Origin of the sequence: Pseudomonas sp. Os17 (genome assembly GCF_001547895.1) — a bacterium.
In the GTDB taxonomy this organism is placed as follows: domain Bacteria; phylum Pseudomonadota; class Gammaproteobacteria; order Pseudomonadales; family Pseudomonadaceae; genus Aquipseudomonas.
In genome coordinates this window covers 4674102-4698332 of sequence record NZ_AP014627.1, presented here as the reverse complement: position 1 = coordinate 4698332, position 24231 = coordinate 4674102, and the positions used below count along the sequence as shown (strand labels likewise).

Genomic DNA, 24231 nt, shown 5'->3' with positions numbered 1-24231 from the left:
CCTGGGGCAACAAACGTCCTAGCTTGGATAAAGCCTGCATCAGGGCTGACACAGGTAGGGCAATGACGATTTCTCGACGAGGGTTCATGGCGGGCCTGGCGCTGACTGGCGCTGCGGTGCCGGCGGCGTTTTACGTGCATCGCGAGTTGACGCGCGAGGAATTCCCGGTCACTCCGGGCGAGGCCACGGTGGACCTGGCGGATACCGCCGGACAACGCTTGGCGGACCAGTTGCGGGGCATCTGGAGCATTCGCTTCGAGGGCGCCGATGCCGGGCTTGATGGCTTGCCGTCACAGGGCCTGGAGCTGTTCCTCGATGTCGCCCAGCGCGGTCGCGGCCTGTGCGGCTACCTGGATAGTGCCGAGGCGCTGCGTGCTGAGGCCGAGCCGCGCTATCGGATCGTCGGCGACCTGGTGACCCCGCAGCCGGCTGAACTGTACTGGCGGCTGATCCCGGCCAGCGCGCTGGACGGTGCTGCCGCTTATGAATTCAAGATGAGCCTGGATGAGGTCTGGGCCGACTTCGCCAATGCCGGCAGCGGCACCCTCAGCGGCCGCGTGGAACGCTTGGACCGGCCCCTGGCGCTGCAGGCCCTGGACAATCGCTTTGTCGCCACCAAGCAGATGTTTCCCGAGGCCCGCCAGCGTATCGGCCTCAATCCCACCTTGCTGGCCTGGCTGGTGTCCCCCGAGCATCGGTTGTTCCACCAGCTGTGGCACGCGACCCGGGACAAGTGGCACCGGCTGTCCGAAGAGAAGCGCAACGCCCTGCGCGGCATCGGCTGGCAGCCCGGCCCCCGGGGCCAGGAGCGCGATGCGCGCGGTCCGAAGAAGGACCGCAACGGCTCTGGCATTGATTTTTTCTTCATGCACCGGCACATGCTCGGTACCGCGCGCTCCATGCAGGACTTGCCGTCCTGGCAGCATTTTCCCCTGCCGCAGCCGGAACTGCTGCGCGATCGCCCGGGGTTCGCCCGCTACTTCGACAACCATGACGGTGGCTCCCTGCCGCCGACCTGGCTGGCCCACGACGATGACGAGTACAGCCAGTGGGTCAGCGACATCAAGGCCGGTGAGACTTACCACAGCAACTTCCAGGTCTGGGAATCGCAATACCGTGACCCGCGCTACCTGGCGAACCTGACCCTGGGGCAGTTCGGCTCGGAGATTGAACTGGGCCTGCACGACTGGTTGCACATGCGCTGGGCCTCGGTGCCGCGTGATCCTTCCAGTGGTGCGCCGGTGCCCATGGCCCGCGATCCGGCGGATTTTTCCCCGCGCTGGTACCAGCCGGAAAACGACTTTCTCGGCGATCCGTTTTCGTCCCATGTCAGCCCGGTGTTCTGGCGTTTCCATGGCTGGATCGACGACCGCCTGGAGGACTGGTTTCGCGCCCATGAGCGTTTCCATCCCGGCGAGCTCAAGCGTCTGGAAGTCAACGGCGTGCCCTGGTTCGCCCCGGGGCGCTGGGTCGAGGCCGGCGATCCCTGGCTGGGGCCGGTGACCCATGGTTGCAGCACCATCCCCGGATTGCAGCCTGGCAAGACCGTGGAGATGGACCCGGAAACCATGAAGCTGGCCCTGCGCATCACCTTTATCGATGACGAGAAAAAACTCGCCGATCTGCTGCGCAAGGTGCCGCGCCGGCCCTGGTATGCGCGGCATTTGAAGGTCAGGCAGCGGCTGCTGTAGCCGCTCCGGACTGATCGTGAACTTCGAATCTGGAGGTCGTTGCTAGGGGGTCAGATCGAAAGGGCGACTTCGGCCAGGAAGCTAAACAGTTCTGGATATCCGGTCTGCTGCCATGCTTGGGTTTCATGATCAAAAAAGTACACCTCTGCCAGGCATTGGTTATTTTCAATCCGGAAGCCGTAGAAGTCGCCGCAGCCGTTTTCTGAAAACAACAGATGACACTTGCCAATCAGTGGGTGTTGTCGATTGATTCTGGCCAGGTTGAAATCGCTGTCTCTGTCCGTGAGTAGACGATTCCCAAGGCAAAGTAGCCGCCCCCATGCTTCTGCAGGAACTGGCTGTACTCGGCAGGAAGTCGCAGATCCAGGTCATTTTGAGCCTCAATGATGTCCTCCTCGGTGGCGGTCCTGTCCGAAGGGAGCTCAAACCAGATCGGATGGAGGCTCTTCTTGGCATCCAGCAGTTGTTCAAATTCACTGAAGTTCATTGTCCTGGTCTTCTTGAGGGGCGAGGCATCAGTTGTCGGCCAGTGTTTCAGACGCTCCGTGATGGTTCAGGAGCCGAGCTAGCGATTCTATGTCCTGAGCTTTCGGTTTCTTGCAGGTCACGGCCTCGTAGATCTCGTTGAGGACCAGATCCGGGTCCTTGTGGGTGAGCTGCGAGATGACATTCGCCAGGTTCCGATCTGACAGATGTTCATACAGCACTGCCAGGAGAGGAGGGTAATCGGTTGGGCTGACTCCGTTCGGGAATGCTCTTTTCAGCATCGACAGCACGTCTGCCAGGGCGGCGTCCAGCTCGGTTCCGATGGGCATGGTAGGGGTGTTGCTCGCGTCGTTGGTGGGCGCACGATTCTAGGTCATCAGGACCCTGGCCGTCGCTGCGACGATGGCCAGTGGTGATGTCGCTGGCCATGCGAGCCTTTGGTGATTCATTGATTCCAGCCGCCACCCAGGGCCTTGTACAGGGCAATGCTGGACTGCAGCCGTGACAGCCGCAGTTGCACGTGCTGATCCTGGGCGGCGTACAGGGTGCGTTGGGTATCGAGCACCGTCAGCAGGTCTTCGGCGCCGGCCTGGTAGCGGCTCTGGGCGATCTCGAAGGCCCGTTGCGCCTGGTTCAATTCCTCGCTCTGCCACTGGCGTTGCTGGTCCAGGCCGCGAATGCTGTTGAGGGCTTTTTCCACGTCGGCAAAACCGTTGATGATCGCCCCGCGATAGCTTTCCAGCAGTTCTGCTTGGCGGGCCGTGGCCTTGTCCCGTTCGGCGCTCAGGCGCCCGGCGTTGAAGATCGGCGCCACCAGCCCGGCGCCGAGGTTGTAGAAGGGACTGCGCAGCAGGTCCGGGGCGTGGCTGGCGCCGGAGCCGAGGCTGGCGGTCAGGGTTACGCTGGGCAGCATCGCTGCGCGCGCCACTTTGACGTCGGCCTGGGCTGCGGCCAGTCTGGCTTCGGCGCTGGCAATGTCCGGGCGCCGGGTCAGCAGGTCGCTGGGGACGCCGGCGTTGATGCTCGGCCATTGCAGTTGGGCGAAGTCCTGTTGGCCCAGGTTGAGCCCCTGCACCGGTTGCCCGAGCAGGGCGGCGAGGGTGATCCGGGCTTCCTCGGCCTGTTGTTGCAGCAGGGGCAACTGGCGTTGCTGGGCGGCGACCAGGCTGCGTTGCTGGGCCAGCTCCAGGGCGGTGGCCGAGCCCGAGTCGTAGCGGGTCTGCACCAGCTTGAGCACGTTCAGGGCGTTGTCCAGATTCAGTCGGGCGATGCGGCTTTGTTCGCTCAGCGCCAGGGCCTGGGTGTAGCTGTTGGCGACGCCGCTGAGCAGGGTCAGCTCCACGGTGGCGCGGTCGAACTCGCTGGCCTTGACGCCCAGCAGGGCGCTGTCGCGGGCGGCTCGCCGGCCGCCCCAGAAGTCGACCTCGTAGCTGGCGCTGAGGCTGGCGTCGAAATAGTCCACGGCCTGGTTGTCGCGGGTGGCGTCCAACTGGCTGTAGCCCTTGCCGCGCAGCAGTTTCTGCCGGTTGGCGTTGAGCCCGCCCTTGAGCTCGGGCAGCAGTGGCGCGCCGGCGATCACCGCGCTGGCCTGGGCCTGGCGCACCCGGGCCACCGCTGCGGCCAGATCGAAGCTGCCCTCGCGGGCCTGGGCGATCAAACGGTCCAGCTCCGGGCTGGCGAACTGGCTCCACCAGTGCCGGTTATCGGCCTGGGCGGCGGGGGTGTCGGGTATTTGCCAGGTGGCGGGGGCTTGCAGCCCGCTGTCCGGGCGTGGCGCGGGGCTGTTGCAGGCGGTCAGCAGGAGGCAGGCGGCCAGGAGGCTCAAGGGTGTTTTCATCGATCGATCATTCACTGGTAAGGGCCGTGACCGGGTCGAGCCGGGCAGCTTTGCGGGCCGGCATGAAGCCGAAGATGACGCCGGTGACCAGGGCGCAGCCGAAGGCGCCGAGGACGGCGACCAGGGAGAAGGCGACCGCTACTTCACTGAGGATCAGCACGCCGCCGATCAGCAGGGCCAGGGCGATGCCGGTCAGGCCACCGACCACCGAGAGCATCACCGCTTCGGTGAGGAACTGGCGCAGGATGTCGCGCTGGCGAGCACCGGTGGCCATGCGGATGCCGATCTCTCGGGTGCGTTCGCGCACGGTCATGAGCATGATGTTCATCACCCCGATACCGCCCACCAGCAGCGAGATCGCGGCGATGGCGCCAAGCATCAAGGACAGGGTGTTCTGGGTGCGGGCCTCGGCCTGGATCATCGCCGCGTTGTTGGTCAGCTCATAGTCGCGCTTGCCGTTGTGCAGGCGCAGCATCAGTTGGTCGATGGCTTGTTCGGTTTCCTTGACCTTGCTCGCGTCCGCCGCGGCGATGGCCACGTACTCCGGATTGCGGCTGCCGAACAGGCGGGTGCTGGCGGCGGAGTAGGGCACGGCGATGCGGTCGTCGCTGTCCTGGTCGCCGGAGCTGGCGCCTTTGCCCATCAGCACGCCGACCACCTGGAACGGCGCGTTTTCGATGAGGATGTATTGGCCGATGGGGTTGGCGACGTCCTTGAGGAGTTTTTCCCGGACCTTCTTGCCGATCACCGCCACCGCGGCGCCGGCCTGTTCGTCGGCCTCGGTGAAGTAGCTGCCTTCGACCACCGGCCAGTTGAAGATGTGCGGGAAGTTGGTGTCGTTGCCGCCCACGTAGCTCATGTGATCGGCGTTGCCGAAGCGCACCACGGCTTCGGCGCCGTTGACCGGCATGATGCGCTTGACCTGGGGCAGGGTGGCCACGGCGGCGACGTCGCTCAGGGTGATGATGCCCAGGGGCGCCCGGGGATTGGGTGCGTGTCCGCTCAGATAAAGAATGTTCGAACCGAACGCCCCCATCTGCGCCATTACCTGGCGCTTGCTGCCTTCGCCCACGGCCAGCATCACCACCACCGAGGCCACGCCGATGACGATGCCCAGCAGGGTCAGGGCGGTGCGGAAGCGGTTGATCCACATCACTCGCCAGGCGGCCTGCACCGCATCCAGCAGTTCGCCTTTCCAGGCGCCGCTGGCGTCGCTGCCGTCGGCCAGGCGCTGGCGCAGGTCCACCGCCTGCAGGGCGCCGGGGTTGGTGCTGGTCTGTACCGACGGGTCGCGCTGGGCGGTGTCGCTGATGATCTCGCCGTCGCGGATCTCGATGATGCGCTTGGCCCGGGCCGCCACTTCGCGGTCGTGGGTGATGAGGATCACCACGTGGCCCTGGCCGGCCAGTTCGTCCAGCAGGGCCATGACTTCGGCGCCGCTCTGGCTGTCCAGGGCGCCGGTGGGTTCGTCGGCGAGGATGATGTGGCCGCCGTTCATCAGGGCGCGGGCGATGGACACCCGTTGCTGCTGGCCGCCGGACAGTTGATGCGGGCGGTTGCCGCTGCGGCTGGCCAGGCCCAGGCGCTCCAGCAGGGCGGCGGCGCGGGCGTGGCGTTCGGCGGTCGGGGTGCCGGCGTAGATGGCCGGCATCTCGACGTTTTCCTGGGCCGAGGCCGAGGGGATCAGGTGGTAGCCCTGGAACACGAAGCCGAAGGCTTCGCGGCGCAGCCAGGCCAGTTCGTCGCTGTCCAGTTGGGCGACGTTCTCCCCGGCGAACAGGTATTCCCCGGACGTCGGGCGGTCCAGGCAGCCGAGGATGTTCATCAGGGTCGACTTGCCGGAGCCGGAGGCGCCGACGATGGCGACGAATTCCCCGGCGTGGATCGACAGGTCGATGCCGCGCAGGACGTCGACTTGCGGGCTGTCGCCGCCACCGTAGGATTTGCGGATGTCTCTGAGGTCGATCAGCGGGGTCTGCATTCAACCCCCGCTGCTGTTGGCCGGGCCGATCAGCAGGTGCTCGCCCTCGTCTAGGCCGTCCAGGACCTGGATGCGCAGGCGGTCGCTGATGCCGACCCGGACCTTGCGCTCGTCGATCGAGCCGTTCTTGGCCACCACCCGGGCAATCTGCCGGTCCGGCTCGCTGCTGCCCTGCAGGGCGGCGATGGGCGCGGTGAGGACATTTTTCGCCTGGCTGGCGACAAAGAACACCTGGGTGGTCATTTCCGCCATCAACGCGTTGTCGGCGTTGTCCACGTCCAGCAGCACGGTGTACAGCACCACCCGGCCGCTGCCGCTCTTGCTGGTGCTGGTGGGGCTGCCTCCGCCCTGGCTGGTTTCGTTCAACGGCTTGGGCGGGATCGGCAGGATCTGGCGCACGGTGCTGGTCCAGCGCCGGTTGCCGCCGCTCAAGGTGGTGAAGTAGGCCTGCATGCCGGGTTTGACGTGGCCGATGTCGGCTTCCGAGACTTCGGCCCAGACGGTCATCGGCGAAAGTCTGGCGATGCGCAGGATCAGCGGGGTCTGCTGCTGGGCGTTGAGGGTCTGGCCTTCGCGGGCGTCTACCGCCACCACGGTGCCGGACATCGGCGCATAGATGCGGGTGTAGCCCAGCTCGGCCTGGTCGCTGCGCAGGCTGGCCTGGGCCTGGCGGATCTGCGCTTTGTACATGTCGATGCGCGCCTGGGTGGCCTTGAGTTCGGCCAGGGCGGTCTGCACGTCTTCTTCGCGGGTGGCGCCGCCGGCGTTGAGATGCTGCTGGCGTTGGTATTTCTGCCGGGCCAGCTGGTTCTGCGCGTATTGCTCTTGCAGCTGGGCCTGGAGGTTTTCGATGGAGAAGCGGCTGGCGTCGAGCTTGGCCTGCTGGGTGGCGGGGTCGATCTCCACCAGCAGTTGGCCTTCCTTGACCGTGTCGCCGGCCTCGACGTGGATCTTGCGGATCTGCCCGGAAGCCTGGGCGCCGACATCCACATAGCGTCTGGGTTGCAGGGTGCCCAGGGCGGTGACGCTGCTTTCGATATCGCCCCGGCTGACTTGTACCGTGGCGAGCTGGTCGCGTCCGGGGGGAATGAAGGTCCAGGCGCTGATGGCGACAACGGGAATCAGGCACAGCGCTGCCAGCAGGGCGCGCCGGGTATGTCGGGGACGTTTCATGCAGGGTTCCGGCCAGGGGGAAATCGGCCCGTCACAGCAGCCGGCCGCGGGGCGGGCGGCAAGGCTTGCGGCCACCGCGGGAACGGCGAAGACGGGGAGCTGTCAGGTAAACGAGCTGCCACAGGGGGAATTTAACTGCCGACACATGGAGTTACAGCTGTCGCCAGGCTGATAAATCAACCGCTGTGGCGCGGCGCCACTTTAAATCTATATGAGAATTACTATAAATTACGCTGCTGCTAAACAGCCATCACGAATTACCGGGTGCAAGTGGCCATTGACGGCCTTGTTCAAGGACAGAATCGCCCCCCCGGGCGGTCGGGAGCCCAGTTGGAAAACTACTATCGCGAGCTGATGTGCTTCCTCAACGCCAAGCTGGGCAATCGCCAGGTGGCCGAGGATGTGGTGCACGACGCTTATGTGCGGGTCCTGGAGCGCTCCAGCGATACGCCCATCGAGCAGCCGCGGGCGTTTCTCTATCGCACGGCGCTGAACCTGGTGATCGACGGCCATCGGCGCAATGCCCTGCGCCAGTCCGAGCCCCTGGAGGTGCTGGACAACGAGGAGCGCTACTTCAACCCTTCACCGCAGACCAGCCTCGACCACGGCCAGCGCCTGGAGATGCTGCAACGGGCCCTGGCGGAACTGCCGCGGCTGTGTCGCGAGAGTTTTCTCCTGCGCAAGCTCGAAGGCCTGTCCCATCCGCAGATCGCCGAGCAGTTGGGCATTTCCCGCAGTCTGGTGGAGAAGCACATCGTCAATGCCATGAAGCATTGCCGGGTGCGGTTGCGGCAGTGGGACGCTCAATAAGGCGTTGCCATTGCGACGCATTTAGTTAAATTTTTTTTCATTGTCCTCGTCCCTACTCAACAGACGATCCGCTGTCCTGCATGGGCCAGTCGGGTCACCGTGACACTTTATCTCCCGCGTTGAGGCGGTTTATCCAGAGGACACTGGAAATGACACAGGCAATTGCATCGGCCCACGTTCACGATTTGATCGGTATCGGTTTCGGCCCTTCGAACCTGGCGCTGGCCATTGCGCTGGAAGAGCGCGGGCAGGAGCACGGTCCGCTGGATGCGCTGTTTCTCGACAAGCAGGCGGACTATCGCTGGCATGGCAATACCCTGGTGACCCAGAGCGAACTGCAGATTTCCTTCCTCAAGGACCTGGTGACCCTGCGCAATCCCACCAGCCCCTATTCCTTCGTCAACTACCTCAAGCATCACGGGCGCCTGGTGGACTTCATCAACCTGGGCACCTTCTATCCGTGCCGCATGGAGTTCAACGACTACCTGCGCTGGGTGGCCGGCCACTTCCAGGAGCACAGCCGCTACGGTGAAGAGGTGCTGGCCATCGAACCGCTGCTGCACAACCAGCAAGTCGAGGCATTGCGGGTGATTTCCCGGGATGCCCAGGGCGCCGAGTTGGTGCGCACCAGTCGTGCGGTGGTGGTCAGCGCCGGCGGCACGGCGCGGGTTCCGGAGACCTTCAAGGGGCTCAAGGACGATGCGCGGGTGTTCCACCATTCCCAGTATCTGGAGCGCATGGCCAGCCAGCCCTGTGTCAATGGCCAGCCGATGCGCATCGCGATCATCGGCGGCGGGCAGAGCGCGGCGGAAGCCTTCATCGACCTCAACGACAGTTTTCCTTCGGCGCAGGCCGACATCATCATGCGTGGCTCGGCCCTCAAGCCGGCGGATGACAGCCCGTTCGTCAACGAAGTGTTCGCCCCGGCCTTCACCGACCTGGTATTCCAGCAGACCCGCAACGAGCGCGAGCGTCTGGTCAACGAGTACCACAACACCAATTACTCGGTGGTGGATGTCGACCTGATCGAGCGCATCTACGGCATCTTCTACCGGCAGAAAGTCTCCGGCGTGGCGCGCCACAGCTTGCGCACCATGACCACGGTGGAGAAGGCCACGGCCACTGACCTGGGCATCGAGCTGATCCTGCGCAACAACGCCACGGGCGAGCGCGAAGTGCGGCATTACGATGCCGTGGTCCTGGCCACCGGCTACGAGCGGCAGATGCATCGCCAACTGCTGGCACCGCTGCAGGAGTACCTGGGCGATTTCGAAGTGGACCGCAACTATCGGGTGATCAGCGACGAACGCTGCAAAGCCGGCGTCTACATGCAGGGCTTCAGCCAGGCCAGCCACGGCCTGAGCGATACCCTGCTGTCGGTGTTGCCGATCCGCGCCCAGGAGATCGCCGATTCGCTGTACGAACACGGCAAGACCCGCGGCCACAGCCGTTCGGTACGGGACCTGCTGCTGGCTACCGCCAGCTGATGGCGCGCCGCTGCCGCTGCTGTCGGCAGCGGCGGCCGCTGCCACAAAAACGTCATTTTCTGCCTGTTCCTGAACCTTGGCTGAAGAACTTTTCATTTCCCCGAGCCAGGGTTTTTCCCCGGTTTACTCTGCATAGGGCGCGGCGTAAGCTGCGCGCGTTTTCAACCATTGGAGGCCCAGTGTGGGTACTTGTTCGAGTGACAGGAGTCGGCCGGTCTTGACCACCGGCGCAGTCCCGGCAAGATAGCGCGCAGCCTTTTTCCTGCCGCTGTCTCGCCGTACAGCGAGAGGCGGCATCCCGATCGCGGCCCCTTTGTGGCCCGCTTCCCGACGTCCCTTCTTGACGACTCTGTTTCGCCCCCGGTCCGGCCTCGCGCCGCTCGTGGTGGCATCGACGCGTGGGTCCTGCGACCTGCGGGCCGGCCGTGCGCGGACGCTTGAAGCGTTGCGTCAGGCCCGGCCGTACCTGCCTGTGGTTGTCCTGTGTCGTCCTTGCGGGGGAGCCGTCATGGGTTACATCAGTCAGCGTCATCATCGCCAGCAACATCGTCCGTCCCTGTCGGTGCGATGGCCCCGGGCGTGAGCCCTGTCCCGTGCCTTTGCCTACTACCCTGACTGTTTAGTTGCATCACTGACGTCCCCGTGCCGCTGGCCGGACGTCTGTGCAGGAGTCATCACCATGAAGCTCAGCCTGTTGAAAGAATTTTTCGCCGGATTTCTCCGCACCCGGCACTTTTCCCGGCATTTCCGCCGCCTGGCGCTGCTGGACAGTATTCGCGACGCCAGCGTCAGCCGTGATGTGCCGCCGACCCTGGGGCAGACCCTGGTGGCCGCGGCCAACAGCGACGCCGCGCAACTGCTGGACCAGCTCGGCAGCCACACCGATGGCCTGAGCACCGAGGAGGCCGAAGCCCTGCGTGAGCGCTATGGCCTCAACGAGGTGGAGCACGAGCAGGCGCTGCCCTGGTGGACCCACCTGTGGCACTGCTACAAGAACCCCTTCAACCTGCTGCTGACCCTGCTGGCGGTGATCTCCTGGCTGACCGAGGACATGAAGGCGGCCACGGTGATTTTCTCCATGGTGGTGCTCTCGACCCTGCTGCGGTTCTGGCAGGAGGCCAAGTCGAACAAGGCCGCCGATGCCCTCAAGGCCATGGTCAGCAACACCGCCACGGTGATGCGCCCCGGTTCGGCGCCCCAGGCGGCGCCCATGCTCGGGCGTCTGCTGGGAGCCGCTGCCGAGGCCACGGGCGCACAGCGGATCGAACTGCCGATCAAGCAACTGGTGCCCGGCGACCTGATCGTGCTCTCGGCCGGCGACATGATTCCCGCCGACTGCCGGGTGCTCAGCGCCAAGGACCTGTTTGTCAGCCAGGCGGCGATGACCGGTGAATCCATGCCGGTGGAGAAGTTCCCGCGCCAGCAGGACGCCGATACCAGCAATCCCCTGGACCTGGACAACATCCTGTTCATGGGCACCAACGTGGTCTCGGGCTCGGCCACGGCGGTGATCCTGACCACCGGCAACAGCACCTATTTCGGTGCCCTGGCCCAGCGGGTGAGCGCCACCGACCGCGCCCCGACTTCGTTCCAGAGCGGGGTCAACAAGGTCAGCTGGCTGCTGATCCGCTTCATGTTCGTCATGGCGCCGCTGGTGCTGTTCATCAACGGCTTCACCAAGGGCGACTGGATGGAGGCGCTGCTGTTCGCGCTGTCGATCGCCGTCGGCCTGACCCCGGAAATGCTGCCGATGATCGTCACCTCGACCCTGGCCAAGGGCGCGGTGTTCCTCTCGCGCAAGAAGGTCATCGTCAAGCGCCTGGACGCGATCCAGAACTTCGGCGCCATGGACGTGCTGTGCACCGACAAGACCGGCACCCTGACCCAGGACAAGATCTTCCTGTCGCGGCACGTGGACGTTTGGGGCGAGGACTCCGACGACGTGCTGGAAATGGCCTACCTCAACAGCTACTACCAGACCGGGCTGAAGAACCTGCTGGACGTGGCGGTGCTGGAGCACGTCGAGGTGCACCGCGAGCTCAAGGTCGCGACGGCGTTCCAGAAGGTCGATGAAATTCCCTTCGACTTCACCCGGCGGCGCATGTCGGTGGTGGTGGCGGAAAAGGATCGGCCGCACCTTCTGATCTGCAAGGGCGCGGTGGAAGAAGTGCTGGCGGTATGCCGCAACGTGCGCCATGGCGAGGCCGAGGAAGCCTTGACCGAGAGCCTGCTGGCGCGGATTCGCCAAGTCACCGCCGACCTCAACGAAGAGGGCCTGCGGGTGGTGGCGGTGGCGGCCCGGCCGATGCTCGAAGGGCGCGACACCTACAGCCTGGCGGACGAGCGCGAGCTGACCCTGATCGGTTACGTGGCGTTCCTCGATCCGCCCAAGGAAAGCACCGCCCCGGCCCTCAAGGCCCTGGCCGAGCATGGCGTGGCGGTCAAGGTGCTGACCGGCGACAACGAACTGGTGACGGCGAAGATCTGCCGTGAAGTCGGCCTGGAGCAGCAGGGCCTGTTGATGGGCAACGACATCGAACGCATGAGCGACGAGCAGCTGGCCAAGGCAGTGGAAACCACCAACGTCTTCGCCAAGCTGACCCCGACCCACAAGGAGCGGATCGTCCGCCTGCTCAAGGCCAACGGCCATGTGGTGGGCTTCATGGGCGACGGGATCAACGATGCGCCGGCGCTGCGCACCGCCGACATCGGTATTTCGGTGGACAGCGCGGTGGACATCGCCAAGGAAGCGGCGGACATCATCCTGCTGGAAAAAAGCCTGATGGTGCTGGAGGAGGGCGTGCTGGAAGGGCGCCGGACCTTCGCCAACATGCTCAAGTACATCAAGATGACCGCCAGCTCGAACTTCGGCAACGTGTTCTCGGTACTGGTGGCCAGCGCCTTCATCCCGTTCCTGCCGATGCTGCCCATGCACCTGCTGGTGCAGAACCTGCTCTATGACATTTCCCAGATCGCCATTCCCTTCGACAACGTCGACGAGGACATGCTCAAGCAACCCCAGCGCTGGCAGCCGGCGGATGTCGGGCGCTTCATGGTGTTCTTCGGGCCGATCAGCTCGATCTTCGACATCACCACCTTTGCCTTGATGTGGTACGTGTTCGACGCCAACACCCCGGATCACCAGACCCTGTTCCAGTCCGGCTGGTTCGTGGTGGGGCTGCTGACCCAGACCCTGATCGTGCACATGATCCGCACACCGAAGATTCCGTTCCTGCAGAGCCGGGCGGCCACGCCGTTGCTGGTGATGACCGGGATCATCATGGCGGTGGGGATCTTCCTGCCGATGGGGCCTTTGGCGCACTACTTCAAGCTGCAGGCGCTGCCGTCGCTGTACTTCGTGTTCCTGCCACTGATCCTGCTGGCCTACATGACCCTGACCCAGGCGGTGAAGGGCTTCTACGTGCGCCGCTTCGGCTGGCAGTAATGCTGCCCTGTAGGAGCCAGCTTGCTGGCGAAGGCTTTCTTGCCAGCGAGAGTTACCCCGCAGGCGAACGCGTCTCTGCCCGTGAAAGTTACCCTGCTGGCGAAGGCGCCCTCACGGGCCGCTTCGCTGGCAAGCCAGCTCCTACGGTCGCCCGTGCGTCCGCGGCAGGCCATGAGACGTTCATGGACCGCTGCTAGAGTCCTCTGGTGCCATTCATGCCCTTCGCTCAAGGACAGTCGCCATGCAAGCTCTGCACAACATCAACCTGGACTCGCTGATCGATACCCTGGTCAGCCTCAGCGCCGCCTTCATCCTGGGTGGCCTGATCGGTTTCGAACGCCAGTACCGGCAGCGCACCGCGGGCTTGCGCACCAACGTACTGGTGGCGGTGGGCGCGGCGATCTTCGTCGACATGGCCAACCGTCTGGGCGGTGCCGACGGCGCGGTGCGGGTGGTGGCCTACGTGGTGTCGGGCATCGGCTTTCTCGGGGCCGGGGTGATCATGCGCGAGGAGGGCAACGTCCGCGGCCTGAACACCGCCGCCACCCTCTGGGCTTCGGCGGCGGTGGGGGCCTGCGCCGGTGCCGACCTGATCCTCGAGGCGTTGCTGGGCACCCTGTTCGTGCTGGCCGCCAATACCCTGTTGCGGCCCATCGTCAACAACATCAACCGCCAGCCGCTGGACGTGATCTCCGCCGAGGTCACCAACATCGTCTATGTGATTGCCCACCGTTCGAAACAGAAGGCCGTGTTCGCCTTGCTGGAAGCCGAGCTGGAACGCAGCAACTACCCGGCCAGCGATGTCGACGTGCATGCCTTTGGCAGCGATGAAGTGGAGATCGAGGCGACCCTGGCCACCACCTCGGTGGACGGTGAAGAACTGGATGCGCTGGTGGCGCGGCTGTCCACCTCGGCCCTGGTGCAGCAGGCGTTCTGGAGCCCGAGCACCACCGAGTGAGCGTTGCCCGCTGACGGCCTTGCGCGGTCTTTCTCGGTTTTCAGAGGCGTGTGCCGGTTTACAGGAAAAGCCTTACATCAAAACAAGACCCTGCCCGTCTGCAAAAAGCGGGTGGCGATTTAAGGTAGTCGGCAACCTTTTACCGAGATGGCGATCGGAACTGAGTGACAGCTGACTTGTCCGAAAAAAACGTCGGCAAGCCCGTTCTGGGCGTGGTTTTCAGATTAATCCTAGAGAAAACCCTCCGACACTTCCCTAGCCTTCTACCGATCTAGGAGGAAGGCCGGCAGTCGCCGGTCGTAGTCTCAAAAGCAGGATCCAGAAATGTCCAATAGAGCGCTGCGCATACTGATTGCCGATGATCAACATTTTCATCGGATGCAGATCGAACGAACCTTGAATCAACTCAATTACTACCGCATTGCCCCCGTGCACACATTGGAGGAACTGCTTTCGCTGGTGGAGTACGCCTGTGATCCGTTCGATCTGCTGATCATCAACGGCACCCTGGCCACCCACAGCGGTTTCGATCTGCTGGACTTCTGCCTGGACAACCCCCAGCTCGGCCACGCCCTGATCTATGACAGCCAGCGCTTTCCACCCATCCCCAGCAGCCTGCGGCACCGGATCCAGGCCAGCCGCGCCGAGTTGCCGGACAGCGAGGCGATCCGGCGTCTGATGCAGCAGATCGATCCGCCCGTGTTCCGGACCTCCAGGTCGGGCGGCATTCAGTGGCTGCCGGAACTGCAGCACGGCGGCTGGCGTGCCAGTGCCAATTGATTCAATCGCGCTCTATGCAAAACGGCATCCCCAGGGATGCCGTTTTACGTTGCGCTGCGGACAAGGCGCCGCCGATGCAGGCGGCGTCGGGTTCAGGCCATGTCGCTGTGGCTGAACTCCTCGCCAAGAAAGTCGATCAGGCTGCGCACCGACGGCAGCAGGCCGCGGCGTGACGGGAAGATCGCGTGCACGATCCCGCAGCGCGGCGCCCAGCCGGGCACCAGTTCCTGCAGGCGTCCGGCGTCCAGGTCTTCGCGGACCACCACCTTGGGCAGGTGGACGATACCGATGCCCGCCAGCACCGCATGTCGCAACGCCAGCAGATCGTCGGTGACCATCCGCGGCCGGTGGCGAATCAGCGCCTCGGCGCCGTCGGGTCCCAGCAGCTGCCATTGGTAATCCCGTTGCGCCGCTCCCCAGTGCAGGCTGGGCAGGCCGCTGAGATCGGCCGGTGTCGTCGGGCTCGACAGGCGCTGGAGAAAGTCCGGATGCCCCACCAGGCATTGGGTGCTGTTGCCCAGGACCTTCATCACCAGGTCGGTGTTTTCCAGGGGCGGGAAGCGCACCCGCAGGGCAATGTCGAAACCTTCGTGGATCAGGTCGACCCGGCGGTTGGTGCTTTCGATGAACAGCTCCACCAGCGGGTACTTGAGCATGAAGCGGGTGAGCATCGGCCCGACCCAGGAATTGAGCAAAGCCGTGGGACAGGCCACCCGCACCAGCCCCTGGGGTTCGGAGCGATTGCGTTCGATGACTTCCGCCGCGCCCTCGGCTTCCACCCGCATGGCCAGGCAGCGCTGGTAATACTCCTGGCCGATCTCGGTCAGGGAGCAATGGCGGCTGGTGCGCTGGATCAGGCGCACGCCGAGGCGCTCCTCCAACTGGGCGATCCGCCGGCTGAGCTTGGACTTGGGCATGTCCAGGGCCCGTCCGGCCGCGGCGAATCCCCGGTGCTCCACCACCTGGGTGAAGTAGTAGAGGGTGTTCAGGTCTTCCAAGATCGTTCTCCAGATAGAACGCTAAGGGCGATTTTCGCAGTCTAGCGCGGCAAAGGTGCGAGTTTTAAGGTGTGCCCATCAGAAAGTTCTGGAGGGCGACATGAAAAACATCATTGGCATCTACACCGCTCCCCGGCCCCATTGGGTCGGCGACGGCTTCCCGGTACGCACCCTGTTTTCCTACGACAACCTGGGCCAGCACATCAGCCCGTTCCTGCTGCTGGATCATGCCGGACCCGCACAATTCAGCCCCACCACCGCCCGCCGTGGCGTCGGCGAGCACCCTCATCGCGGTTTCGAGACGGTGACCATCGTCTACGACGGTGAAGTGGAGCATCGCGACTCCACCGGCAGCGGCGGCAAGATCGGCCCGGGCGACGTGCAGTGGATGACCGCGGCCTCGGGGATCATCCATGAGGAATTCCACTCCAGCGAGTTCGCCCGGCGTGGCGGCAACCTGGAAATGGTCCAGCTGTGGGTCAACCTGCCGGCGAAGGACAAGCTCGCGGCCCCCGGTTACCAGAGCATCCTCGCGGCGGACATTGCGCAGATCCCGCTGCCGGGCAACGCCGGCAGCCTGCGCCTGATCGCCGGTGAGTATGACGGTCAGCGAGGGCCGGCCCGCACGTTCACCCCGATCGACGTCTGGGACCTGCGCCTGCAGTCCGGCAAGTACCTGGAGCTGCCCCTGCAGGCAGGGCGCAATACCGCCCTGGTGGTGCTGCGCGGCACCGTGCAGGTCAATGGCCGGGAGCGGGTGGAGCAAGGACAACTGGCGCTGTTGGAACGCGACGGCGAGCTGATCAGCCTGCAAGCCGGCAGCGACGCCATTGTGCTGCTGCTCAGCGGCGAGCCCATCGACGAACCCATCGTCGGCCACGGTCCGTTCGTGATGAACAGCGAAGCGCAAATTCATCAGGCCTTCATCGACTATCAGTCGGGACGCTTCGGCCGGATGGACGCAGGCGGTCACTGACCGGCTGCACTGGCGCGGCTTGCATCGGCAACTAGGCTTTGCCAGTCGCGCGCTACACCCCGATGCCCGCCATGACCCGGAGGGCGCGCAGCACGGGTTTCATTCCAGCCGGTTGATCCGGCATCGATCATTAGCGAGGACTCACCATGACTAACGCCTACAAACGTCTCGACAAGGAAAACGCCGCCGTGCTGCTGGTGGATCACCAGGCCGGCCTGCTGTCGCTGGTCCGCGATATTGAGCCCGATCGTTTCAAGAACAACGTGCTGGCCCTGGCCGACCTGGCCAAGTACTTCAAGCTGCCGACCATCCTCACCACCAGTTTCGAAACCGGCCCCAACGGCCCGCTGGTGCCGGAGCTCAAGGCGCTGTTTCCCGATGCGCCCTACATCGCCCGGCCCGGCCAGATCAATGCCTGGGACAACGAGGACTTCGTCAAGGCGATCAAGGCCACCGGCAAGAAGCAACTGATCATCGCCGGGGTGGTCACCGAGGTCTGCGTGGCGTTCCCGGCGCTCTCGGCCCTGGAGGAAGGCTTTGAAGTGTTCGTGGTCACCGACGCTTCCGGCACCTTCAACGCTCTGACCCGCGACTCGGCCTGGAACCGCATGTCCAACGCCGGCGCGCAACTGATGACCTGGTTCGGCCTGGCCTGCGAACTGCACCGTGACTGGCGCAATGATGTCGAGGGCCTGGCGACCCTGTTCTCCAACCACATCCCCGACTACCGCAACCTGATGACCAGCTACAACACCCTGACCCAAGGCAAGTAAGCGCCCCCTGTAGCCACTGCCGCAGGCTGCGACACGCGCTTGAAGAGCGTGCAGCGCTCGCTCGGCGCCCCGGCAGTGGCTGCACCTATTCATGGCAACGGCCGCTGCCACCGGCCGCGCCCGGGGCCCCAGGGCCCTGTGCGTGCTCCGCAGCGCCCTGGCCCTCTTCGATCGGCGACTTTTCCAGCTATACCTGCTCCTGCTGCTTTCGTGCGATCTTGCCGTCCCCGTCTTGCCGGAGTGCTTCGATGTCTTCCCTGTTCAGCGATCATCCGTTGTTGGCCGCGCTGTTCCTGCTGTTCCTGGATGTGCTGCTCTGGCGCCTGATCGGCAGCCGCGGCGACTACTGGAAGCTGGCGGTGCGGGTGCTGATCTTCTCCCTCTACAGCCTGATGCTGTTCAACCAGGGCATGAACCCGATGCAGGCCGCGCCCTGGCCCGACGACGTGCCCCTGCACCTGGCCGCCACCGGCCTGGAAATCGGCTGGTGGCTGTTCGGCGCACGGACCCTGACGGTGCTGCTGGGCACCCTGATGATGCAGCGGGTCGGGCATACCGGGCGCCTGTTGCAGGACCTGATGGGCGCGGTGATCTTCCTGATCGCCATCATCGCCGCCCTGGCCTATGTGCTGGAGCTGCCGGTCAAGGGGGTGCTGGCCACCTCCGGCGCCTTGGCGATCATCGTCGGCCTGGCGCTGCAGAGCACCCTCAGCGATCTGTTTTCCGGGATCGTTCTCAACACCACCAAGCCCTATCAGATCGATGACTGGATCGCCATCGATGGCACCGAAGGGCGGGTGCTGGATATCGATTGGCGCGCCACCCGGTTGCAGACCTCCCAGGGCAGCATGGTGGTGATTCCCAACTCCCTGGCGTCCAAGGCCAAGATCACCAACTTCAGCCGGCCGGTGGACGTCCACGGTCTGTCGGTGAGCGTGCAGGTCAGCCCCCACGCGCGGCCGCAGAAGGTCATCGAGGCCCTGGAGCGGGCCACCCTCGGCTGTCGCCTGCTGTTGAACACGCCGGCTGCCAGCGTGGCGATGAAAAGCACCAGCAGCACGGGCGCGGAATACGAGATCAGCGCTTTTGTCGCCAGCATGGGGCACAAGCGCGAGGTGCGGAACCAACTGTTCGACCTGGCTTTCCGCCATCTGCAGGCCAGCGGCATCAGCCTGCTGTCCAGTGGCGAGAGCAGCCAGCCGCTGACCTTGTCGCGACCCCGGGCACTGCTGGACGCGTCGAGCATCTTTTCCACGCTGCGCCAGGAGGAAAAGGACACCTTCAGCCAGAACATGCACCTGCAGACCTTCCGCGCGGGCGAAACCATCCTGGCCGCCGGGGACGTCAGCGACCACCTGTTCATCATCGAGTCCGGCGTGGTGACGGTGACCATGCAGCGTGACGGCAAGCCCTTCGAGGCCGGGCGCATGGGGCCGGGGGAAGTGATTGGCGAAGCCGGGGTGGTGGCCGAGCAGGCCACGATCGCCGAGTTTTCGGCCAAGACCTTCTGCAGCCTGTACCGCATCGACAATGAGTTCCTCAAGCCGTGCCTGGACGCGCGCCATGACATCAACGAGGCGATGAAGAACCTTCTGGATTTTCGCCGGCACATGGCGCAGACCCTGGCCCAGGCGACCCCCAAGCCGGTGGCCAAGAAAGGCTTTCTGCAATGGCTGCGCAGCCGCACCTGAGGCACCGGCGATAGCAAACCTCGGCCCGGCCAGCGAGGCCGGGCAAAGCCCCCTTGGCAAAGCATTGCCGCAACAGGCCTTGTCACCTCAACAAGCCCCCCTGCCTGCGAAATGCTTCGTGCTGCCGCTTAGGTGAACAGCCTTACCCCCTTAGCGGAAATACGCCCGCGGCGTGGTGCCGGTCATGGCCTTGAAGAAGGCGATGAAGATGCTGTCGCTGGCAAAGCCCAGCTCGAACGCGGTGTAGCCGATGCTGCGGCCGGTGGCCAGCAGCTCGATGGCGCGCATCAGGCGCCACTGTTGGCGCCATTGCTGATAGCTCAGGCCGGTTTCGCGCTGGAAGATCCGGCCGATGGTGCGGCTGCTGGCGCCGACTCGGGTGGCCAGCACCTGCAAGGGCGGCGGCAGTGACTGCAGGTCCGCCAGCAGCGGTTGCAGGCGCTTGTCCCGGGGCAGGGGCAAGGACAGCGGCTGGCGCAGGGCCAGGCGGATTTCCTCGATGCACAGGCCCAGCAGGTGCGGGTAGCGGCCCTGGCTCCAGTCGCAGTCGAAGGCGGCCTGGGCCATGGGTTCCAGCACTGCCCGAAGCAGCGGGCTGACCTCGATCACCGCCACCTCCCCGGGCAGTTGCGGGCTCAGCTCCGGGCAGAAGTACAGCGAGCGGTAGTCCACGCTCTGCTGCATTTGTGCACGGTGCGTTACCCCGGCGGGAATCCACGCCGCCCGCGACGGCGGCAGCAGGCACACGCGGTCGGCCAGGGTGATCCGGGTGCAGCCCTGGCGGGTGTACAGCAGTTGCCCGCGGCGGTGCCGGTGCAGGCCGGAGTCGTGATCGCCGAGGGTCGCGGCGATGCCGATCAGCGGCGCGCTGAAGCGATCCGGGTCGAACTGTGCCTGTGGTTCGAGCCAAGCCATGGTTGACGTATTTCCGATAGTTGTTGGCAGGGTTGCGATAATACGCCAGGCGCCGCTGCCTAGAATCGTCGGCAGTTTTTTTGCCGAGCCCTGCCTGATGAATAACCGTTGCCTGTTGCCCCTGGCCCTGGCCCTGCTGATGTTCCCGCAGATCGCCCAGACCCTCTACAGCCCGGCCCTGGGCGATATCGGCCAGGCCTTTGGCGTGGCCCCCGGGCAAGCGGCCCAGAGCCTTTCACTGTTTGTCCTGGGCTTTGCCCCGGGGGTGCTGCTGTGGGGGCGCCTGAGCGATCGCTGGGGCCGGCGCCCGGCCTTGCTGGGGGGCCTGGGGCTGTATGTCCTGGCCCTGGTCATGGAGCTGCAGGTGCAGAGCTTCAGCGCGCTGTTGCTGTGCCAGGCCCTGGCGGCCCTGGGCGCGGCGGCGGGCTCGGTGGTGACCCAGACCCTGCTGCGCGACCGGTATCGCGGCAGCGAGCTGGTGCGGGTGTTTTCCCTGGTGGGCATGCTGCTGGCGGCGAGCCCGGCGATTGGCCTGTTCAGCGGTTCCGCCCTGGTGCAGGCCTGGGGTTACCGGGGCGCCCTGGTCGGCTTGCTGCTGCTGGCCCTGGCCCTGCTTGGCTGGTGCGCCCGGGCCTTGCCGGAAACCCGCCCGCCGGCCCAGCCCCTGGCGCCCCTGGTCGCGACCCTGTGGCAGATGCTCGGCGATCCGGGCATTTGGCGTTCGGCGCTGCTGGTGGCGGTGTTCAACATTGCCTTGCTCAGCTACTACAGCCTCGGGCCGTTCCTGTTCCGCGAACTGGGGCAGGGCGAGCAGTGGTTCGGCTACAGCGGCGCGCTGCTGGCCCTGGGGTCGGGCCTTGGGGCCTGGCTCAACCGGCGCTTGCTGGCCCGGGGCTGGTCCGCGCGGCGCTTGCTGGTGGCGGCGGCGCTCGGTGTTTTGCTGGGCGCGGGCGGGGTCCAGGCCTTGCAGCACAGCCTGTGGCTGGTGCTGCCAATGTTCGGCGTGGTGCTCGGCTTCGGCCTGGCGATACCGAACATCCTCGGCTCGGCGCTGGCCGCCTACAGCGACCGGCTGGGCAGCGCCGGGGCCTGGTTCGGACTACTTTACTACCTGCTGATTGGGGCCGGCCTGCTGCTGGTGGCCTGGGCCCAGGCCCTGGCTGCGAGCCTGGCCCTGTGTGCCGCCGCGGCCTTGATGCTGGCCTGGTGGCGCGCCGCCGGGCGTGGCTGACACGGCCGGCCGCGAGCGGGCCAATGGCCGATTGCTTGATCATGATCAAGCCCCCGTCGGCACGATCCGCGCAGCCTGTCAGTAGATTTGCGCAGCCACGCAGAACCTTTCCCGGTACTGGAGGACTTGAACATGGCCAAGATGAAAGCAGCGATTTTCGTCGAAAAGAACCGCATCGTGCTGGACGACAAGGACATCCCCGAAATCGGTCCGCTGGACGCCCTGGTGCGGATCACCACCACCACGATCTGCGGCACCGACGTGCACATCCTGCGCGGCGAATACCCGGTGGCCAAGGGCCTGACCATCGGTCACGAACCGGTGGGCGTGATCGAGCGCCTGGGTTCCCAGGTCCGCGGTTTCCATGAGGGCCAGCGGGTGATCGCCGGGGCCATCACCCCCAGTGGCCAGAGCTATGCCTGCCTGTGTGGCTGCGGCTCCCAGGACGGCCCGGACACCCGCCATGGCTTTCGTGCCACCGGCGGCTGGAAGTTCGGCAACACCATCGACGGCTGCCAGGCCGAATACGTGCGGGTGCCGGACGCCCTGGCCAACCTGTGCCCGATCCCCGACGGCCTGAGCGACGAAGAAGTGCTGATGTGCCCGGACATCATGTCCACCGGTTTCTCCGGCGCCGAGCGTGCCGAGGTCAATATCGGCGACAGCGTGGCGGTGTTCGCCCTGGGGCCCATCGGCCTGTGCGCGGTGGCCGGGGCCCGGCTCAAGGGCGCCACCACCATCATCGGCGTCGACACCGTGGCCGCGCGCATGAGCGTGGCACGCGGGCTGGGCGCCACCCACGTGGTGGACTTCAAGCAGGGCGACGTGGTCAAGCAGATCATGGAGCTGACCGACGGCCGCGGGGTCGATGTGTCGATCGAGGCCCTGGGCACCCAGGGCACCTTCGAATCGGCGCTGCGGGTGCTGCGTCCGGGGGGCAAGCTGTCGAGCCTGGGGGTCTACTCCAGCGACCTGCGCATCCCCCTGGATGCCTACGCCGCCGGCCTCGGCGACCTGAGCATCCTCAGCACCCTGTGCCCCGGCGGCAAGGAGCGCATGCGCCGGCTGATGGAGGTGGTTGCCAGTGGCCAGGTGGACCTCAAGCCGCTGGTCACCCACCGCTTCAAGCTCGATGACATCGAAGCCGCCTACGAGCTGTTTGCCAGCCAGCGCGACGGTGTGATGAAGATCGCCATCACGCCATGACCCGCGCACCGGGTGGCCTTGATGCATATCAAGGCGCCCGGGCCCGTCTGCCTCGACACTTCGGCCATCACCGTCCAAGGAGGTTCACCATGAGCCAGTACCAGCGCCTGTTGCTGATTGCCGACCCCCAGCAGCACCAATCCCCCGCGGCTCGTCGCGCCGCCGCCCTGGCCCAGGCCAGTGGCGCAGCGCTGCATGCCCTGGTGTTCGTCGAACCGCCGGCGCGCACCTACCTGTGGGAAGAACACCTGGAAGACAGCGAACGCCAGGCCTACCTGCAACGCCATGAGCGCTGGTTGCAAGTGGAGGCCGAATGGATGCGTGAGCAGGGCGTCGAGGTCACCACCCAGGTGATCTGGAGCACCCAGGTGCTCAAGGACATGCTGGCCTACATCGACGAGTTCCGGCCCGACCTGTTGATCAAGGACGTGACCCTGGAATCGGCCCTCAAGCGAGTCTTCGTCACCCCGCTGGACTGCCACCTGCTGCGCGAGGCGCCGGTGCCGGTGCACCTGGTCAACGAGGCGCCGCACAAACTGCCCCGGCGCATCGTCGCCGCCGTCGACCCGGCCCAGTCCGACACCCAGATCAGCGGCCTCAACGCTCTGATCATCCAGACCGCCAACGCCCTGGCCCTGCAATGCGATGCCCAGCTGCACCTGCTGTATGCCTACGACCTGATGCCGATGCTCGACGGCGTGGCGCCGGTGGCGTCCACCGCCTGGAGCGTCAACTGCCTGGACGAGTTGCGCGACTCCCTGCACAAGGAGTTCGAACGCCTGGGCGATCAGTACAACGTGCCCCAGGAATTTCGCCACTTCATCATGGGCCCGCCGGTGCCGGGCATCGCCCAGTTCGTCGACGAGTACCTGGTGGACGTGGTGGTCATGGGCACCGTGCACCGCACCGGCTTTGGCCGCTTGATCGGCAGCACCACCGAGCGCGCCCTGTACTCGATGCCGGGCAGCATCCTGGCGGTGAAGGCGCTGAGCCCGAGCTGAAGTCCCCGCCTTGACCCCGCCTGCGGCGGGCCTCAGCCCGGCTCGTCGCCCTGGCTGCCCGGCAGGTACGGCAGCAGGCGCGCGGTTTCCTTGCGCACCACCGCGTAGCACTCGCAGCTGTGCTGTTCCAGGCGTGGCCGGTCGAGGACATTGATGCGTCCGCGGCTGTACTCGATGATGCCCTGGCGCTGCAGTTTGCCGGCGGCCTCGGTGACCCCTTCGCGGCGCACCCCGAGCATGTTGGCGATCAGCTCCTGGGTCATCACCAACTGGTTGCCCGGCAGGCGGTCCAGGGACAGCAGCAGCCAGCGGCACAGCTGCTGATCGATGGAGTGGTGGCGGTTGCACACCGCGGTCTGGGCCATCTGGGTGATCAGCGACTGGGTGTAGCGCAGCATCAGCAGGAGCATCTCGCCGTGGCGGTTGAACTCGTCCTTGAGGCGCTGCCCGGGCAGGCGCAAGGCGTGCCCGGCACTCTGCACGATGGCCCGGCTGGTGGTGCTCTCGCCGCCCATGACCAGGGACACCCCCACCAGCCCTTCGTTGCCCACCACGGCGATTTCCGCCGAGGCGCCGTTTTCCATCAGGTACAGCAGCGACACCACCGCGTCGGTGGGGAAGTACACATGACGCGGGATATCCCCGGATTCGTAGAGCACCTGGCCCAGGCTCAGGGCCACCGGCTTGAGATGGGGCAGCAGGCGCTCCTGCACCACGGCCGGCAGTGCATGGAGCAAGTGGTTGGGCCCGAGCCCAAGGTTGTCGAACATCTCAGAACCACCGGATGGCAAG

The 24231-nt window shown here is 65.4% G+C and carries 21 protein-coding genes; 12 read left to right on the top strand and 9 right to left on the bottom strand.

The features are described 5' to 3' along the window. Positions 1 to 62: 62 nt before the first annotated feature. The gene (gene pvdP, locus POS17_RS20580; RefSeq protein ID WP_060840278.1) at positions 63 to 1691 is read left to right on the top strand and encodes a pyoverdine maturation tyrosinase PvdP; all 1629 of its coding nucleotides are present in this window, start codon (positions 63 to 65) and stop codon (positions 1689 to 1691) included. Between the two features lie 50 nt (positions 1692 to 1741). Here the strand turns inward: pvdP and POS17_RS32390 are convergent, their stop codons facing one another. The 6 genes from POS17_RS32390 to POS17_RS20555 all read right to left on the bottom strand — a co-directional run bounded on the left by POS17_RS32390 (position 1742) and on the right by POS17_RS20555 (position 7168). Then, complete coding sequence (locus POS17_RS32390) at positions 1742 to 1903, bottom strand: hypothetical protein (protein WP_231978977.1); 162 nt, start codon at positions 1901 to 1903, stop codon at positions 1742 to 1744. A 17-nt stretch (positions 1904 to 1920) separates the two neighbouring features. Further along, a complete protein-coding gene (locus tag POS17_RS32385; RefSeq protein ID WP_231978976.1) occupies positions 1921 to 2178 on the bottom strand; it encodes an SMI1/KNR4 family protein in 258 nt (85 codons plus the stop codon). Between the two features lie 28 nt (positions 2179 to 2206). Beyond that, positions 2207 to 2506: a DUF3349 domain-containing protein gene (locus tag POS17_RS20570; protein ID WP_060840277.1), complete on the bottom strand. Its 300-nt coding sequence runs from the start codon at positions 2504 to 2506 to the stop codon at positions 2207 to 2209. Between the two features lie 116 nt (positions 2507 to 2622). Then, positions 2623 to 4014, bottom strand: coding sequence for an efflux transporter outer membrane subunit (locus POS17_RS20565; protein ID WP_060840276.1), 1392 nt, complete (start codon positions 4012 to 4014; stop codon positions 2623 to 2625). Positions 4015 to 4021: 7 nt separating this feature from the next. Beyond that, a complete protein-coding gene (locus POS17_RS20560; protein ID WP_060840275.1) occupies positions 4022 to 5995 on the bottom strand; it encodes a MacB family efflux pump subunit in 1974 nt (657 codons plus the stop codon). Continuing rightward, complete coding sequence (locus POS17_RS20555; protein WP_060840274.1) at positions 5996 to 7168, bottom strand: efflux RND transporter periplasmic adaptor subunit; 1173 nt, start codon at positions 7166 to 7168, stop codon at positions 5996 to 5998. Between the two features lie 330 nt (positions 7169 to 7498). Here POS17_RS20555 and POS17_RS20550 point away from each other — a divergent pair, with 330 nt between their 5' ends. The 5 genes from POS17_RS20550 to POS17_RS20525 all read left to right on the top strand — a co-directional run bounded on the left by POS17_RS20550 (position 7499) and on the right by POS17_RS20525 (position 14648). Beyond that, positions 7499 to 7978 carry a sigma-70 family RNA polymerase sigma factor gene (locus POS17_RS20550; RefSeq protein WP_060840273.1) on the top strand — a complete coding sequence of 160 codons (480 nt, stop codon included), beginning with the start codon at positions 7499 to 7501 and terminating at the stop codon, positions 7976 to 7978. 149 nt (positions 7979 to 8127) lie between these two features. Then, positions 8128 to 9465 (top strand): lysine N(6)-hydroxylase/L-ornithine N(5)-oxygenase family protein, encoded by a 1338-nt coding sequence (locus tag POS17_RS20545; protein ID WP_060840272.1) that lies wholly within the window; start codon positions 8128 to 8130, stop codon positions 9463 to 9465. Positions 9466 to 10144: 679 nt separating this feature from the next. After that, positions 10145 to 12910: a magnesium-translocating P-type ATPase gene (mgtA, locus tag POS17_RS20540; protein ID WP_060840271.1), complete on the top strand. Its 2766-nt coding sequence runs from the start codon at positions 10145 to 10147 to the stop codon at positions 12908 to 12910. Between the two features lie 241 nt (positions 12911 to 13151). Further along, a complete protein-coding gene (locus POS17_RS20530; RefSeq protein ID WP_060840269.1) occupies positions 13152 to 13868 on the top strand; it encodes an MgtC/SapB family protein in 717 nt (238 codons plus the stop codon). A gap of 324 nt (positions 13869 to 14192) precedes the next feature. Beyond that, the gene (locus POS17_RS20525) at positions 14193 to 14648 is read left to right on the top strand and encodes a response regulator (RefSeq protein WP_060840268.1); all 456 of its coding nucleotides are present in this window, start codon (positions 14193 to 14195) and stop codon (positions 14646 to 14648) included. Between the two features lie 92 nt (positions 14649 to 14740). Here POS17_RS20525 and POS17_RS20520 read toward each other — a convergent pair whose 3' ends face one another. Continuing rightward, positions 14741 to 15649 carry a LysR family transcriptional regulator gene (locus POS17_RS20520; protein WP_060840267.1) on the bottom strand — a complete coding sequence of 303 codons (909 nt, stop codon included), beginning with the start codon at positions 15647 to 15649 and terminating at the stop codon, positions 14741 to 14743. 97 nt (positions 15650 to 15746) lie between these two features. On the opposite strand from POS17_RS20520, the gene POS17_RS20515 reads away from it, so the two are divergent. The 3 genes from POS17_RS20515 to POS17_RS20505 all read left to right on the top strand — a co-directional run bounded on the left by POS17_RS20515 (position 15747) and on the right by POS17_RS20505 (position 19086). Further along, entirely contained in the window at positions 15747 to 16622 is an 876-nt protein-coding gene (locus POS17_RS20515; RefSeq protein WP_060840266.1) for a pirin family protein, read from the top strand. A gap of 146 nt (positions 16623 to 16768) precedes the next feature. Further along, positions 16769 to 17395 (top strand): isochorismate family cysteine hydrolase YcaC, encoded by a 627-nt coding sequence (gene ycaC, locus POS17_RS20510; RefSeq protein WP_060840265.1) that lies wholly within the window; start codon positions 16769 to 16771, stop codon positions 17393 to 17395. Between the two features lie 248 nt (positions 17396 to 17643). After that, positions 17644 to 19086 (top strand): mechanosensitive ion channel family protein, encoded by a 1443-nt coding sequence (locus tag POS17_RS20505; protein WP_060840264.1) that lies wholly within the window; start codon positions 17644 to 17646, stop codon positions 19084 to 19086. A 150-nt stretch (positions 19087 to 19236) separates the two neighbouring features. On the opposite strand, the gene POS17_RS20500 is transcribed toward POS17_RS20505, so the two are convergent. Further along, complete coding sequence (locus POS17_RS20500) at positions 19237 to 20001, bottom strand: AraC family transcriptional regulator (protein WP_060840263.1); 765 nt, start codon at positions 19999 to 20001, stop codon at positions 19237 to 19239. Positions 20002 to 20098: 97 nt separating this feature from the next. Here POS17_RS20500 and POS17_RS20495 point away from each other — a divergent pair, with 97 nt between their 5' ends. The 3 genes from POS17_RS20495 to POS17_RS20485 all read left to right on the top strand — a co-directional run bounded on the left by POS17_RS20495 (position 20099) and on the right by POS17_RS20485 (position 23439). Then, positions 20099 to 21232, top strand: coding sequence for an MFS transporter (locus POS17_RS20495; protein ID WP_060840262.1), 1134 nt, complete (start codon positions 20099 to 20101; stop codon positions 21230 to 21232). A 132-nt stretch (positions 21233 to 21364) separates the two neighbouring features. Continuing rightward, complete coding sequence (locus tag POS17_RS20490) at positions 21365 to 22438, top strand: NAD(P)-dependent alcohol dehydrogenase (protein ID WP_060840261.1); 1074 nt, start codon at positions 21365 to 21367, stop codon at positions 22436 to 22438. Positions 22439 to 22527: 89 nt separating this feature from the next. After that, on the top strand, positions 22528 to 23439 hold the full coding sequence (locus tag POS17_RS20485) for a universal stress protein (RefSeq protein ID WP_060840260.1): 912 nt from the start codon (positions 22528 to 22530) through the stop codon (positions 23437 to 23439). A gap of 32 nt (positions 23440 to 23471) precedes the next feature. Here POS17_RS20485 and POS17_RS20480 read toward each other — a convergent pair whose 3' ends face one another. Then, the gene (locus POS17_RS20480; RefSeq protein ID WP_060840259.1) at positions 23472 to 24209 is read right to left on the bottom strand and encodes a Crp/Fnr family transcriptional regulator; all 738 of its coding nucleotides are present in this window, start codon (positions 24207 to 24209) and stop codon (positions 23472 to 23474) included. Positions 24210 to 24231: the final 22 nt, after the last annotated feature.

Excerpts from the sequence above, each read along its gene's own strand:
- pvdP (WP_060840278.1), top strand. The coding sequence starts at position 63 with ATGACGATTTCTCGACGAGGGTTCATGGCGGGCCTGGCGCTGACTGGC.
- POS17_RS32385 (WP_231978976.1), bottom strand. The coding sequence starts at position 2,178 with ATGAACTTCAGTGAATTTGAACAACTGCTGGATGCCAAGAAGAGCCTC.
- POS17_RS20570 (WP_060840277.1), bottom strand. The coding sequence starts at position 2,506 with ATGCCCATCGGAACCGAGCTGGACGCCGCCCTGGCAGACGTGCTGTCG.
- POS17_RS20565 (WP_060840276.1), bottom strand. The coding sequence starts at position 4,014 with ATGAAAACACCCTTGAGCCTCCTGGCCGCCTGCCTCCTGCTGACCGCC.
- POS17_RS20560 (WP_060840275.1), bottom strand. The coding sequence starts at position 5,995 with ATGCAGACCCCGCTGATCGACCTCAGAGACATCCGCAAATCCTACGGT.
- POS17_RS20555 (WP_060840274.1), bottom strand. The coding sequence starts at position 7,168 with ATGAAACGTCCCCGACATACCCGGCGCGCCCTGCTGGCAGCGCTGTGC.
- POS17_RS20545 (WP_060840272.1), top strand. The coding sequence starts at position 8,128 with ATGACACAGGCAATTGCATCGGCCCACGTTCACGATTTGATCGGTATC.
- mgtA (WP_060840271.1), top strand. The coding sequence starts at position 10,145 with ATGAAGCTCAGCCTGTTGAAAGAATTTTTCGCCGGATTTCTCCGCACC.
- POS17_RS20530 (WP_060840269.1), top strand. The coding sequence starts at position 13,152 with ATGCAAGCTCTGCACAACATCAACCTGGACTCGCTGATCGATACCCTG.
- POS17_RS20525 (WP_060840268.1), top strand. The coding sequence starts at position 14,193 with ATGTCCAATAGAGCGCTGCGCATACTGATTGCCGATGATCAACATTTT.
- POS17_RS20515 (WP_060840266.1), top strand. The coding sequence starts at position 15,747 with ATGAAAAACATCATTGGCATCTACACCGCTCCCCGGCCCCATTGGGTC.
- ycaC (WP_060840265.1), top strand. The coding sequence starts at position 16,769 with ATGACTAACGCCTACAAACGTCTCGACAAGGAAAACGCCGCCGTGCTG.
- POS17_RS20505 (WP_060840264.1), top strand. The coding sequence starts at position 17,644 with ATGTCTTCCCTGTTCAGCGATCATCCGTTGTTGGCCGCGCTGTTCCTG.
- POS17_RS20500 (WP_060840263.1), bottom strand. The coding sequence starts at position 20,001 with ATGGCTTGGCTCGAACCACAGGCACAGTTCGACCCGGATCGCTTCAGC.
- POS17_RS20495 (WP_060840262.1), top strand. The coding sequence starts at position 20,099 with ATGAATAACCGTTGCCTGTTGCCCCTGGCCCTGGCCCTGCTGATGTTC.
- POS17_RS20490 (WP_060840261.1), top strand. The coding sequence starts at position 21,365 with ATGGCCAAGATGAAAGCAGCGATTTTCGTCGAAAAGAACCGCATCGTG.
- POS17_RS20485 (WP_060840260.1), top strand. The coding sequence starts at position 22,528 with ATGAGCCAGTACCAGCGCCTGTTGCTGATTGCCGACCCCCAGCAGCAC.
- POS17_RS20480 (WP_060840259.1), bottom strand. The coding sequence starts at position 24,209 with ATGTTCGACAACCTTGGGCTCGGGCCCAACCACTTGCTCCATGCACTG.